The following is a 12,123-nucleotide window of genomic DNA, read 5'->3' as shown; positions in this document are numbered from 1 at the left end:
ACGTCCGGCACACAATGGATAACAGGAATATATGACAGCAATTATTTTAATTCTAAACAGAGCATTGAGCTACTCACTACGAATAGTAATAATGTCAGTTATTGCATTATCGTTGTACGGAATACCCATAGACGTACACGCCAGCTATACATCTTCATGTGCTACCGAACACGACATGAATGCTAAACCTGCTAATGTAACAATAGCTGTCAATGATTCCTCGGAATATCCTGTAGGGTCGCTGGTGGGGGAAGCCTATGTTGATAATTTGGAATCAGCATTTACATTCACGGGGGTAAAATGTTCCGCAAATGGGACATCAACTTGGGCATACAGTAGTAACATAGGCCAATCTATAGGAACATATTCAGCCCCAGAAGGAAATTTACCTGTATATCGACTGCCAAATAACTTTAATTATGGATATGCGATGGCAATAGGCGATCCTAATCTTTCCTATCACGGCCTAGGATGGGCTTCTTCCTCTACCGAGTTATGGTCAGATCCCGGGGTTATTTACCAGGGAGCCTTGGGAGTGAAATACAAAATATATTTCGTCACGGCACAAGCGTTGTTTCCAGGAGAGCATCTTATCCAAAATTCGAATTTGGCATACGTATGTCTCTCATCGTCAGATGTAAGGAATACGGGTGATATGTGTGCAACTATTTCGTCATCAGAGTTTACCATTTCTGTTAATTCAGGCGGCTGTGATATTAATGCTGACACCCCCTCAACGGTTAATTTGAGGCGTATTAATGCCAGTGACTTGCCTAAAAAAGGCGATGTCGGTAATAACGTGGATTTTACGATCAGCCTCAAGTGTAATGCGGCCACCACCGTCAATATGACGCTGACCGATCCTAACGGCGGCGACGCTGAAAATGGTGTGCTGTATAGCGATAAAGGGGACGGATTAGCGGAAAATGTGGGTGTTCAGATTTTGTCAGCCAAAGACGGAGGGCAAACGCCGCAAACCGTTCATCTGAACGAAACTTTTACAGTGGGGAATGCGAGCGAAGGGCAGTACAGTATTCCGATGGCAGCCAGATATTACAGAACGTCAGACAGCGAAATTGTCGGTGGGAAAGTCTCGGCGTCGGTCGTTTATGAATTGTCCTACCAATAAATACATCGCGTGTCGATAAAGGCGGGCGCGTCGTGCGCCCGCGAATACTCAGTTGCCCAGCCCGCGACCGGCATCTTTCTCTTCGATCAGTTCGATTTTGTAACCGTCCGGATCTTCAACAAATGCAATAACGGTCGTGCCGCCTTTCACCGGGCCGGCTTCACGGGTGACGTTTCCGCCGTTCTGACGAATGCGTTCACAGGCTTCGGCCGCATTATCCACGCTCAGGGCGATATGACCGTAAGCGGTGCCCAGTTCGTATTTATCGACGCCCCAGTTGTAGGTCAGTTCAATCACCGCTTCATCACTCTCTTCGCCGTAGCCGACGAACGCCAGAGAGTATTTGTATTCCGTGTTTTCACTGGTACGCAGCAACTTCATGCCCAGGACTTTAGTGTAAAAATCAATGGAGCGTTGCAGATCGCCAACGCGCAGCATCGTGTGAAGTAAACGCATGTTTTGTCCCCTTAAAAATGGTCAATACATTCAAAATGTTGTTTTAGTATAGCGGCGTTTTTACGCCGCTATCAATGCAGTAATGCGGATGGGGGGATCAGAGCGTCGGGTAATCGGTATAACCTTCCGCGCCGCCGCCGTAGAAACTTTCGCTGCGCTGTGGGTTGAGTTCGGCTTTACGTTGCAGGCGCGCGACCAGATCCGGGTTAGCGATGTAATCGCGCCCAAAGGCGACAGCATCGATCAGTCCTTTCTCAATTAAGGTTTCTGCTTTTTCTGGCGTATAGGCGCCGGCACCGATGATCGGACCGTGGAAACGAGCGCGCACTTTTTCACGGAACGCGTCGGTATACGGCTTGCCGCCCGCCCAGTCGGGTTCAGACATGTGCAGATAAGCGATGCCGCGTTTACCCAGTTCTTCAATCAGATACAGCGCATCGGCTTCTTCGTTCGGACCATTGTCAACGTTCTGGAAGGTGCCGACAGGCGAGACGCGAATACCGATACGGTCCGCACCCCATTCTTTTATGCCTGCATCAACCACTTCCAGCACCAGACGTGCGCGATTCTCTACGCTGCCGCCGTACCGATCGTTACGATGGTTAGAAGAAGGGGAAAGGAACTGGTGCAGCAGGTAACCGTGCGCGGAGTGCAGTTCAACCAGATCGAAACCGGCTTCACGCGCATTGGCGATCGCCTGGCGGAAATCATTGACGATGCCCGGAATCTCATCGATTTCCAGTGCACGAGGCATTGAGGTATCTACGCGGATCGCCTGACCGTGTTCATCACGCAGGGAAGTACGGGTACCGGCACTGATAGCCGATGCTGACACCGGCGGTTGACCGCCCGGTTGCAGGCTGGAGTGAGAAATACGGCCTGTGTGCCATAACTGAACGGCGATATGACCGTTTTCAGCATGGACGCCCGCGGTGATTTTCTTCCACGCGGCGATTTGCTCATCGCTGTGCAGACCCGGCGCGCCGGCGTAACCCTTCGCCTGTGCGGAAATCTGTGTTGCTTCGCTGATGATAAGACCCGCGCTGGCGCGCTGGCGATAATACTCGGCCATTAACGGAGTCGGGATGTCGCCAGGCTCAATACTGCGCAAACGCGTCAGAGGAGCCATAAAAATACGGTTTGGTGCGGTGATCGCGCCCACTTTCAGTGGGGTAAACAGTTTATCAGATGACATAATATTTCCCGTTATAAATAGACCGGTCGTCTAGTGAGAGAGTAAATAAAACGCCTGTTAAGCACCAGGCGTTGCAATAATACGTTCCACATGTGCCAGCGCATTTTCCAGCGGGGTGGCACTGCGCGAAATTTTGGCCTGCAGATTCGCTCCCAGCCACAGCGCGTAGAGAATTTGCGCCTGTTGCAGCGGCTCGCCTGCAAACGTCAAACAATGACTGTCGCGGCCTTTTTCCAGCGCCTGCGCCAGGATCGTCATAATCTTTCCGGCGCCCTGGTCCATCGCGGTGCGCATATCTTCCGACAGATCGCACACTTCGGCGGAAAGTTTAACCGTCAGGCAGCCGCTGATGATCCCTTGCTGGCAAAACTGGTTCAGAGTTTGCTGATAATAAGCCAGAATGCGATCGCGATAATTGCCAGGGCCCGTGTCAAAATGTGCCGCCAGCCGCTGATGATAACCGGCAAAGTGACGTTCCAGCATCGCGACGCCAAAGGCTTCTTTGGATCGAAAATAGTGATAAAACGATCCTTTCGGCACCCCGGCGGTTTTAAGCAACTCGCTCAGTCCCATACCGGTAAAGCCCCGCTGCATGCAAAGATGCTCACCGGTAGCCAGTAAGTGTTCGCGAGTATCGTATTCAGTTTGCTTGTTCATGGCAGGGAGTGTAATAGACCAGTCGGTCTAATGCAAGTCAGGTTGCCAGAAAGCGTGTTTACGTCTTCAATAGAATGAAGACCTGATTAAGAGGAAAGGGCGTGGCAGAGCAGTTAGAGTTTTTCCCCGTGCAGAGCCCGTGTCGGGGAATTTGCCAGTCAGATGAGCGCGGTTTTTGCCGGGGGTGTCTGCGCAGCAGGGAGGAGCGATTCAACTGGCAAAACATGAGCGACGGACAAAAACAAGACGTGCTGCGGTTATGCCGCCAGCGTCTGCTGCGTAAATTACGCGCAAATAAACCTGCGGCGCCAGAAGAACCTCAACAGCCTTCACTCTTTTAAGCCACTAATTGTATATACTCGCAGTAATTTACTTCACGAGGAAGCTGTTATGGTTCAGCGTATTACTCTTGCACCGCAAGGCCCGGAATTCTCCCGCTTTGTCATGGGATACTGGCGACTGATGGACTGGAAAATGTCCCCCCGGGAGCTGGTGAGCTTTATTGAAGCGCACCTGGATTTAGGTGTCACCACCGTGGACCATGCGGATATTTACGGTGGTTATCTGTGCGAAGCCGCTTTTGGTGAGGCGCTGAAACTGGCTCCTCATCTGCGCGAGCGCATGCAGATCGTCACCAAATGCGGTATCGCCACCACCGCCCGCGCGGAAAACGCGCTTGGCCACTACATCACTGACCGCGATCATATTGTGAAAAGCGCGGAACAGTCGCTGACTAACCTGGCGACTGACCATCTGGATCTGCTGTTGATCCACCGTCCGGACCCGCTGATGGATGCCGATGAGGTCGCTGAAGCCTTCAAACACCTGCACCAGAGCGGTAAAGTGCGCCATTTTGGCGTCTCCAACTTTACCCCCGCACAGTTCACGCTGTTGCAATCGCGTCTTCCTTTCACGCTGGCGACCAATCAGGTGGAGATTTCACCGGTTCACCAACCGCTGCTATTAGACGGCACGCTCGATCAACTTCAGCAACTGCGTATTCGTCCGATGGCCTGGTCCTGCCTCGGTGGCGGGCGCCTGTTTAATGACGATGCGTTCCAGCCACTGCGCAACGAACTGGCGGTCATTGCACAAGAACTCAACGCCTCGTCCATTGAGCAAGTGGTTTACGCCTGGATACTGCGTCTGCCGTCGCAGCCGCTGCCGATCATCGGCTCCGGTAAAATTGAACGCGTTCGCGCGGCGGTGGAAGCGGAGTCGCTCAAAATGAGCCGTCAGCAGTGGTTCCGTATCCGAAAAGCGGCGTTGGGGTACGACGTACCGTAATCGCTAAATCATGGTTCTGCGTTCAAAATGGTGTCACTGGTTTACACTTAACCGACATGCATACAGAACGGAGGTCCTATGAAGCGATTGAGTCTGGCTGTGTTAACCCTGTTAGCCTGTACGGGCGCGCAAGCCGCCAGTGAGACGGTGGAGATGAATCTGGTCACCTCGCAAGGCGTTGGGCAGTCTATCGGGGAGGTGACCATTACCCAAACGGAGAAAGGGCTGGAGTTTACGCCGGATCTGAAAGCGCTGCCGCCGGGAGAACATGGTTTTCATATCCATGCCAACGGCAGCTGTCAGCCCGCGATTAAAGATGGCAAAGCGTCTCCTGCTGAGTCCGCAGGAGGACATTTTGACCCGCACAAAACCGGTAAACATGCCGGACCGGATGGCGAAGGGCACCTGGGCGATCTGCCTGTGCTGGTGGTTAATAACGAAGGTAAAGCCATTATTCCCGTCACGGCAACACGCCTGAAATCCCTGAATGATGTCAAAGACAAAGCGCTGATGATCCATGTCGGCGGCGATAATATGTCCGATCAGCCTAAACCGCTGGGCGGCGGCGGGGCGCGTTACGCCTGTGGGGTGATCAAGTAATCAGGATGTGAGCGTTCCTTCTGGCGGCGCTTGTTCCAGTTGAGAAAGTGAGCAATACAGCCGCCAGATGATGGCTGCCAGTTCTTGCGCAGCCGGCTGATGATGATGCGAAAGCGTCTCACAGATGCGCAGCAATTCGGTGAGCGTGGCGGCGAGGGGGCGCTGCTGGACACCGCGCTCATTCATTACATCGCGTAGTAACGAAATACAGATATCCCGCACGCGCGACAGCGGATCGGAGCGCGATTCCCAGGCGCGAAGCTGCCAGACCACGTGTGAACAGTTGAGCAGCACCACGCCCCAGCGTAAAAGCCAGCGTCTGGCCAGCGCATCCTGGCTGTTGCTTAGCTGGCTGATGTGGTGATACGTCAGCGACTCAAACTCGTTTTCACTGTGTGCAGGATGGCGGCTCAGTTGGTCGACAAAACTCCGGCGTAACGCGCGGATATGACGGCGACTTTTACGCGCATCCGATCCCGGACGCAAGATGGCGAAAGCAAGCCAGGACAAGGCGACTCCGACGATCTTGGCGGTGTTGTCATTAAGGAAATCAGCAAAGTCATAGACGGGCGGATTGGTCACGGCGATAAACGATCCCATAAAGACAATGAGTTGTCCCCAAAGCCCCGCCAGTTTTGGCATCTGTAGCTTAAGCAGTTGCATGGTGGTCAGCAGGGGGAATAAAAACAGTAAGAATTCCCACAGTTCACTAATCTGCACCATCAGGCCAAACTTCACCACAAAGCTGAACAGCGATAACAACACCAGCGTACGCATCAGCAGCGTCAGTGATTTAAACGGCGTGGCAACGGCAGAGTAGAGCACGCAACTGATGGCGGCCAGCGTCAGCGCCCCCGAACCCGATTCCCACTGTGACCCAATGCTCCAGGCGCCAATCACCGTCAGCGTGACGAAAGTACGCAAACCGCTCCAGAGCGCTTCAGCATTATCAGTGTGTCGCGCCAGCGCAGGCGCACGGGGAATATGGACAGGCGTCAGTGCCCCGCCATTTTCGATCAGGTATAACTGATGGCTGGTGCGCAGATAGAGACGACAGAAGTAACATAACCGCTGCCAGAAGGCGACATGACGGTAATCAGCCCCGTTAGCGGGGGCAAGCGGGGCAATAATTCGAGCGATGGTGTAACTGTCCGTTTGCGAGCGGGCCAGGGCCGTCAAAAGTTGGTCAATGACATCACGCGTGTGGGCTGGAGGATTTGGCCAGTTAAGCAACATCCTGCGCAGGCTTGAGATGACGCTGGTCAGGCGCAACTGATGATGCAAGAGGGCATTCAACAGCGCATTCTGGCGACGAAAGCGGTAATGGCTCCAGAAGGCCTGGATACGCAGTAAGTTCATCGTCAATATTTGCCCGATCACCCCTTCGTGGGCAGAGCGGATGGCGTCTGTAGTCTCGGGTTGCCACAGCAGACTGGCATGTTCCAGCAAGCGTGCATGCATATTCTTCAACGCCGTCAGCAACGCGGTGCCATCGGAGGTGCTCGGCAGGATCATCATCATCGTGCCGCCGCAGAGGATCCCGACAATCACTTCACAGACGCGCGCCTGCGCGATATCCCAGAGTTGAGTGATTTCAACGATGTTGACCATCGGGAAGGCAATAATCGCCGCCGTGTAACCGGCAAGCTGAAAAGCGTAGGCTACGTTGTTGGTAAACTGCGCACAGGCCCAGGTACAAAAACCAATCCAGGCGGACATGCTCAGCAGAAAAAGCCACGGCTCGTTGAGAGTATGCCCGGCGAGAATCAACGCGGCGGTTGCGCCGAGCAAACTCCCGGCAATACGCCCGAGGCTCTTGCTGATAACGCCGCCGACGGTGGGAAAACTGACCACCGCGGCAGAGGTCATGGCCCAATAGGGTTCATCCAGGTTCAGATAATAGGCGAACGTCAACGCTAGACACATCGCGAGGGTATTACGCAATGCATAGCGCCACTGCCCGGCCGTCGCTTTCAGCCACGGCGTTTTGCTCAGATAGCGGTACAGGGAGGACATTTATTTGCCGATCGCTACGCTACAGGTCGTGCCGGAAACGAGCGTCACGTCATGCGGTAGTTGATCAAACTCGATACGTACCGGTACGCGCTGCGCCAGACGCACCCAGGGCACGTTAGGTTTGATATCCGGCACCAGTCCGGAATCGCTCTCCACGCTTTGGTCGTAAATGGCGCGACCGATGCTGGATACGTGACCCTGTAACTGAATATTGCCGCTGTAGAGCGTTATTCTAGCAGGCGCGCCCTCGCGGATATGACGCAACTTGGTTTCTTCAAAATACCCCATCACATAGAAGGAGTGGCTATCCACCAGAGCAAACAGCGGTTGCCCGGTGGTGGCGAAATCACCGGTACGCGTCGACAGATTGGTTATCCAGCCGGAGACCGGGGCATGGACATCCGTCTGCGCCAGTTGCCACTGCGCCTGTCTGAGCGTCGCCTGAGCGACGTCCACACTTGCCTGCATCGCTTTGACGTTCAGATTCGCGGTGTCTAACTCTTCTGCAGAAATGACGTTCTGCGATAAACGGCGGCGGCGGTTGGCTTCATTGTTGGCCTTTGCCAGTTCCGATTGCGCTTTAGCCAGTTGAGCCTGTGCGTTGAGTTCGGCGATATGAAAAGGGGTCTTATCAATGCGAAAGAGCAGATCGCCCGCGTTGACGAACTGGTTATCCTTTACCTGGAGATCGACGATGGTGCCAGACACCTGGGGGGTAATGCTGACCTGCTCGGCGCGCACCTTACCATCACGCGTCCAGGGCGATTGCATGTAATAATTCCACATAAACCAACCCGCCAGAACGGCGAGGGCAGCAATCACAATTGTGGAGAAATACTTCAGTGTTTTCAGCGTCATAATTACCACGCAACCAATAGAAAAAGACCCGAACAGACGCAGAGGGCAAAAATCGACAGATCCATCAATAATGGATGCCAAATTTCACCGGAGTAGATGCGTTCGCGCAGCAGGCGATGGATGAAAAGCCAGAGGAAAAATCCCAGCGCGAAGGCCTTGAACAGCGGCGGGAAATAAACAGATGCGCCAATCACCAGGTCTTGTAAGGGCATCCCTGTAGTATTGAGTGCGGAGGTCACAAGCAATAGTCCTTTGCGTCAGGTTACGTGTATACAGGTTTAGCAAAAACCTGCATGACGAGCGCTTTTTTCGCGTAATGTCTGAAAAATATGTCTGGCGGTAACCAATTGCAGCAATACATTTGTTTTAGCAATACAATTGCTGCACACTATTCTAAAATCAGTATAATATCTTAGCAAGCTAATTATAAGGAGATGAAATTGGAATCGCCATTAGGTTCTGATCTGGCACGGTTGGTGCGCATTTGGCGTGCTTTGATAGACCACCGTCTTAAGCCTCTGGAATTGACGCAGACACACTGGGTAACGCTGCATAATATTCATCAATTGCCACCGGATCAATCACAGATACAACTGGCAAAAGCGATTGGCATTGAACAGCCGTCACTGGTACGTACGCTGGATCAGCTCGAAGAGAAAGGGCTCATTTCGCGTCAAACCTGTGTCAGCGATCGCCGTGCTAAACGTATAAAGCTAACGGAAAAGGCAGAGCCGCTGATTGCCGATATGGAAGCGGTTATCAATAAAACGCGTGGTGAAATTCTGGAAGGGATTACTGCGCAGGAAATTGATCTGCTGATCAAGCTGATCACCCGACTTGAACACAATATTATTGAGCTCCAGTCGCACGATTAAAATCATGAAACGTGTGGTCAGGATCTGACCACACGTTAATTCACTTAGCGCGGAGAGACAGTAACCTGACGACCGTTGCTGGCCAGCACGACACGCTGTCCTGCAGAGAAACGCGTATCCCCTTGTTTCTGAACAACCATGATGGTGTTGCCATCATCCTTGCGGATTTCCAGCTCAACGCCCTGCGTTTTGTTCATCGCGCCCTGTACGCCTTGACCGGCAACGCCACCAGCGACAGCGCCTGCCGCGGTTGCCAGGGAACGACCCGTACCACCACCGACAGTATTCCCCAGGAAGCCGCCGAGCACGGCACCGCCAATGGCGCCGATCACGTTTTCATTATCACCGGCCTGAATTTTGACCGGACGGACGTTCACAATCGTACCGTAGGTGACATTCTGCACCTGCTTCGCTTCGGAGGCGGTGTAGACATCGCCTGAAAGGCTATCTGTGTTGGAACAACCCACCAGAGACAAGCCTGCCAGTGAAACGATCAGCACACGTTTAATCATCTAAAAATCTCCTGTTCACCATGAAACGCTACCCAAGCATCCCTCATGGTCAAATTATATGGTATTTGTGCGTTTAAGGTCACATGTTCTGTCTTAACGATGCAGAAATCATAATAACAGCCAGGTTAACCAACTTTAAACGAACTATTCAGCGGATCCACTTAATTGACATTGCGCACGCGCTTTCAGGGGAAAAACGTGAATGAAGCGTAGCATTGACTGCGCGTTTGTGATGGAGTGTTGACGCAACATTATGCTTAAAAAAGGAACATGTATGAAATCGGGCCGTTATATTGGCGTGATGTCTGGCACCAGTCTTGATGGTGTCGATGTAGTACTGGCGACGATTGATGACACGATGGTGGCTCAACAGGGGAGTCTCACCTGGCCGATGCCTGTGTCCCTTAAACAGGCGATTCTCGATATCTGTCAGGGACAATCCCTGACGCTCTCTCAGTTTGGTCAGTTGGATGTCCAGTTGGGCAAGCTGTTTGCAGAGGCGGTAAACGCGCTGCTGGCACAGGAAAAACTGCGCCCGCAAGACATTGTCGCCATCGGCTGCCACGGGCAAACCGTGTGGCATGAACCTGGCGGCGTTGCGCCGCACACGCTACAGATTGGCGATAACAACCAGATTGTGGCGCGTACCGGTATCACGGTGGTTGGCGATTTCCGCCGTCGTGATATTGCGCTGGGCGGACAGGGCGCGCCACTGGTGCCCGCATTTCATCAGGCGCTGCTCGCGCATCCAACTGAGCGAAGAATGGTGCTCAACATTGGCGGTATTGCGAATCTGTCGATGTTGATTCCAGGGCAACCCGTTCGTGGATACGATACCGGTCCTGGCAATATGCTGATGGATGCCTGGATCTGGCGGCAGTGCGGTAAACCCTATGATAAAGATGCGCAATGGGCCTGTGGTGGGACGGTGATTATTCCGTTGCTGCAAAACATGCTCAGTGACCCCTGGTTCTCGCTACCGGCACCGAAAAGTACCGGACGGGAATACTTCAACTATGGCTGGATTGAACGTCAGATGACGGCGTTCCCGGGGATTAGCCCGCGAGATGTTCAGGCGACGCTGACGGAACTGACGGCGGTAACCATCTCCGAGCAGGTGCTGCTGAGCGGAGGGTGTGAGCGCCTGATGGTCTGCGGCGGCGGCAGTCGCAACCCGCTGTTGATGACACGCCTGGCGGGACTGCTGCCGGGAACCGAAGTGACCACCACCGATGAGGCTGGGATTAGCGGCGATGATATGGAAGCGCTGGCGTTTGCGTGGCTGGCGTGGCGTACGCTTGCCGGTCTTCCGGGCAATCTGCCCTCGGTCACCGGTGCCCGCGAAGCGAGTGTGCTCGGTGCTGTTTTCCCCGCCAACCCGCGAACTCAGAGTTAACTGAATTTTTCTTTCGTCTTCTGCCGTTACACTGTGGAGATTAAGGAGGGTGAATTCACCCTCCCGGACCAGGAAAGTCTTCAGGATACGTCTATGAAAAAACTGTTACTCATCTGTTTCCCGCTTATGCTGTCCGGTTGTAGCGTCTACAATCAGTTTGTTGAGCGCATGCAAACGGACACGCTGGAATACCAGTGTGATGAAAAACCGCTGACGGTGAAATTGAATAATACCCGTCAGGAGGTGAACTTTGTTTATGACAACAAACTGCTCAATCTGAAGCAGGGCATCTCGGCGTCAGGCGCGCGCTATACCGACGGAATTTATGTGTTCTGGTCGAAAGGCGACGGTGCGACCGTCTACAAACGTGACCGTATCGTGCTGAATAACTGCCAGTTACAAAACCCGAAGCGTTGAGATTTCCAGCAGGGCGGCGCACAATAGCGCCACCCACTGACAATCCGTAGCGAGCACCATGTCTGATAACGACGAATTGCAGCAAATCGCGCATCTGCGCCGTGAATATACCAAAGGCGGTCTGCGCCGCCGCGATCTTCCCGCTGAGCCGTTAACCCTTTTCGAACGCTGGCTGGCTCAGGCATGTGACGCCAGACTGGCGGATCCCACCGCCATGGTCGTGGCGACCGTTGACGAAAATGGCCAACCTTATCAGCGTATTGTGTTGTTGAAACACTACGATGAAAAAGGTCTGGTGTTCTATACCAACCTTGGCAGCCGCAAAGCGCATCAAATCGAAAAAAATCCACGGATCAGCCTGCTGTTTCCCTGGCATATGCTGGAGCGTCAGGTGATGGTGACCGGCAAAGCCGAGCGCTTATCGACGCTGGAAGTGGTGAAGTATTTCCACAGTCGTCCACGTGACAGCCAGATAGGTGCCTGGGTCTCGAAACAGTCCAGCCGCATTTCCGCGCGCGGGATCCTCGAAAGCAAATTCCTCGAACTGAAACAGAAATTCCAGCAAGGTGAAGTGCCGCTGCCCAGTTTCTGGGGCGGATTTCGCGTCAGCATTGAGCAGATGGAGTTCTGGCAGGGCGGTGAACACCGACTGCATGACCGCTTTTTATACCAGCGTGAAAATAACGCATGGAAAATTGACCGTCTCGCGCCATAAACCCGGAAAA

Annotated in this window: 15 protein-coding genes; 8 read left to right on the top strand and 7 right to left on the bottom strand. The window is 53.3% G+C overall.

The window, feature by feature from the left end:
* The first annotated feature begins 31 nt into the window (after positions 1-31).
* Complete coding sequence (locus GBC03_18170) at positions 32-1,129, top strand: fimbrial protein (GenBank protein QFS71999.1); 1,098 nt, start codon at positions 32-34, stop codon at positions 1,127-1,129.
* A gap of 48 nt (positions 1,130-1,177) precedes the next feature.
* Here GBC03_18170 and gloA read toward each other — a convergent pair whose 3' ends face one another.
* The 3 genes from gloA to GBC03_18155 form a co-directional block, all read right to left on the bottom strand.
* The gene (gene gloA / locus GBC03_18165; GenBank protein QFS71998.1) at positions 1,178-1,585 is read right to left on the bottom strand and encodes a lactoylglutathione lyase; all 408 of its coding nucleotides are present in this window, start codon (positions 1,583-1,585) and stop codon (positions 1,178-1,180) included.
* Positions 1,586-1,682: 97 nt separating this feature from the next.
* Positions 1,683-2,780 carry an N-ethylmaleimide reductase gene (gene nemA / locus GBC03_18160; protein QFS71997.1) on the bottom strand — a complete coding sequence of 366 codons (1,098 nt, stop codon included), beginning with the start codon at positions 2,778-2,780 and terminating at the stop codon, positions 1,683-1,685.
* Between the two features lie 57 nt (positions 2,781-2,837).
* Entirely contained in the window at positions 2,838-3,437 is a 600-nt protein-coding gene (locus GBC03_18155) for a TetR family transcriptional regulator (GenBank protein QFS71996.1), read from the bottom strand.
* Positions 3,438-3,538: 101 nt separating this feature from the next.
* On the opposite strand from GBC03_18155, the gene GBC03_18150 reads away from it, so the two are divergent.
* The 3 genes from GBC03_18150 to sodC all read left to right on the top strand — a co-directional run bounded on the left by GBC03_18150 (position 3,539) and on the right by sodC (position 5,324).
* Complete coding sequence (locus GBC03_18150) at positions 3,539-3,778, top strand: DUF1289 domain-containing protein (protein ID QFS71995.1); 240 nt, start codon at positions 3,539-3,541, stop codon at positions 3,776-3,778.
* Between the two features lie 49 nt (positions 3,779-3,827).
* Positions 3,828-4,724 carry an oxidoreductase gene (locus tag GBC03_18145; GenBank protein ID QFS71994.1) on the top strand — a complete coding sequence of 299 codons (897 nt, stop codon included), beginning with the start codon at positions 3,828-3,830 and terminating at the stop codon, positions 4,722-4,724.
* A gap of 78 nt (positions 4,725-4,802) precedes the next feature.
* Positions 4,803-5,324 carry a superoxide dismutase [Cu-Zn] SodC2 gene (sodC, locus tag GBC03_18140; GenBank protein ID QFS71993.1) on the top strand — a complete coding sequence of 174 codons (522 nt, stop codon included), beginning with the start codon at positions 4,803-4,805 and terminating at the stop codon, positions 5,322-5,324.
* Here sodC and GBC03_18135 read toward each other — a convergent pair whose 3' ends face one another.
* Genes GBC03_18135 through GBC03_18125 form a run of 3 tightly spaced genes read right to left on the bottom strand, consistent with a single transcriptional unit; the run spans position 5,325 to position 8,437 of the window.
* The gene (locus GBC03_18135; protein QFS71992.1) at positions 5,325-7,340 is read right to left on the bottom strand and encodes an FUSC family protein; all 2,016 of its coding nucleotides are present in this window, start codon (positions 7,338-7,340) and stop codon (positions 5,325-5,327) included.
* A complete protein-coding gene (locus GBC03_18130; protein ID QFS71991.1) occupies positions 7,341-8,198 on the bottom strand; it encodes an efflux RND transporter periplasmic adaptor subunit in 858 nt (285 codons plus the stop codon).
* Positions 8,199-8,200: 2 nt separating this feature from the next.
* Entirely contained in the window at positions 8,201-8,437 is a 237-nt protein-coding gene (locus tag GBC03_18125) for a DUF1656 domain-containing protein (protein QFS71990.1), read from the bottom strand.
* A 195-nt stretch (positions 8,438-8,632) separates the two neighbouring features.
* On the opposite strand from GBC03_18125, the gene slyA reads away from it, so the two are divergent.
* Positions 8,633-9,073: a transcriptional regulator SlyA gene (slyA, locus tag GBC03_18120; protein QFS71989.1), complete on the top strand. Its 441-nt coding sequence runs from the start codon at positions 8,633-8,635 to the stop codon at positions 9,071-9,073.
* Positions 9,074-9,117: 44 nt separating this feature from the next.
* On the opposite strand, the gene slyB is transcribed toward slyA, so the two are convergent.
* Complete coding sequence (gene slyB / locus GBC03_18115) at positions 9,118-9,585, bottom strand: outer membrane lipoprotein SlyB (protein ID QFS71988.1); 468 nt, start codon at positions 9,583-9,585, stop codon at positions 9,118-9,120.
* A gap of 274 nt (positions 9,586-9,859) precedes the next feature.
* Between slyB and anmK the strand changes: the two genes are divergently transcribed.
* The 3 genes from anmK to pdxH all read left to right on the top strand — a co-directional run bounded on the left by anmK (position 9,860) and on the right by pdxH (position 12,113).
* Positions 9,860-10,981: an anhydro-N-acetylmuramic acid kinase gene (anmK, locus tag GBC03_18110; protein ID QFS71987.1), complete on the top strand. Its 1,122-nt coding sequence runs from the start codon at positions 9,860-9,862 to the stop codon at positions 10,979-10,981.
* A gap of 93 nt (positions 10,982-11,074) precedes the next feature.
* Entirely contained in the window at positions 11,075-11,398 is a 324-nt protein-coding gene (gene mliC / locus GBC03_18105; GenBank protein QFS71986.1) for a C-type lysozyme inhibitor, read from the top strand.
* Between the two features lie 58 nt (positions 11,399-11,456).
* Positions 11,457-12,113 carry a pyridoxamine 5'-phosphate oxidase gene (pdxH, locus tag GBC03_18100; protein ID QFS71985.1) on the top strand — a complete coding sequence of 219 codons (657 nt, stop codon included), beginning with the start codon at positions 11,457-11,459 and terminating at the stop codon, positions 12,111-12,113.
* Positions 12,114-12,123 lie beyond the last annotated feature (10 nt).

This window comes from Citrobacter telavivensis (genome assembly GCA_009363175.1).
In the GTDB taxonomy this organism is placed as follows: Bacteria; Pseudomonadota; Gammaproteobacteria; order Enterobacterales; family Enterobacteriaceae; genus Citrobacter_A; species Citrobacter_A telavivensis.
Note: the sequence above shows the minus strand (reverse complement) of the source record. Positions and strands in the feature narration are given on the sequence as shown.

Bases quoted from the DNA above. Each gene is read 5' to 3' on its own strand.
- GBC03_18170 (QFS71999.1), top strand. From the start codon at position 32: ATGACAGCAATTATTTTAATTCTAAACAGAGCATTGAGCTACTCACTA.
- gloA (QFS71998.1), bottom strand. From the start codon at position 1,585: ATGCGTTTACTTCACACGATGCTGCGCGTTGGCGATCTGCAACGCTCC.
- nemA (QFS71997.1), bottom strand. From the start codon at position 2,780: ATGTCATCTGATAAACTGTTTACCCCACTGAAAGTGGGCGCGATCACC.
- GBC03_18155 (QFS71996.1), bottom strand. From the start codon at position 3,437: ATGAACAAGCAAACTGAATACGATACTCGCGAACACTTACTGGCTACC.
- GBC03_18145 (QFS71994.1), top strand. From the start codon at position 3,828: ATGGTTCAGCGTATTACTCTTGCACCGCAAGGCCCGGAATTCTCCCGC.
- sodC (QFS71993.1), top strand. From the start codon at position 4,803: ATGAAGCGATTGAGTCTGGCTGTGTTAACCCTGTTAGCCTGTACGGGC.
- GBC03_18135 (QFS71992.1), bottom strand. From the start codon at position 7,340: ATGTCCTCCCTGTACCGCTATCTGAGCAAAACGCCGTGGCTGAAAGCG.
- GBC03_18130 (QFS71991.1), bottom strand. From the start codon at position 8,198: ATGACGCTGAAAACACTGAAGTATTTCTCCACAATTGTGATTGCTGCC.
- slyA (QFS71989.1), top strand. From the start codon at position 8,633: ATGAAATTGGAATCGCCATTAGGTTCTGATCTGGCACGGTTGGTGCGC.
- slyB (QFS71988.1), bottom strand. From the start codon at position 9,585: ATGATTAAACGTGTGCTGATCGTTTCACTGGCAGGCTTGTCTCTGGTG.
- anmK (QFS71987.1), top strand. From the start codon at position 9,860: ATGAAATCGGGCCGTTATATTGGCGTGATGTCTGGCACCAGTCTTGAT.
- mliC (QFS71986.1), top strand. From the start codon at position 11,075: ATGAAAAAACTGTTACTCATCTGTTTCCCGCTTATGCTGTCCGGTTGT.
- pdxH (QFS71985.1), top strand. From the start codon at position 11,457: ATGTCTGATAACGACGAATTGCAGCAAATCGCGCATCTGCGCCGTGAA.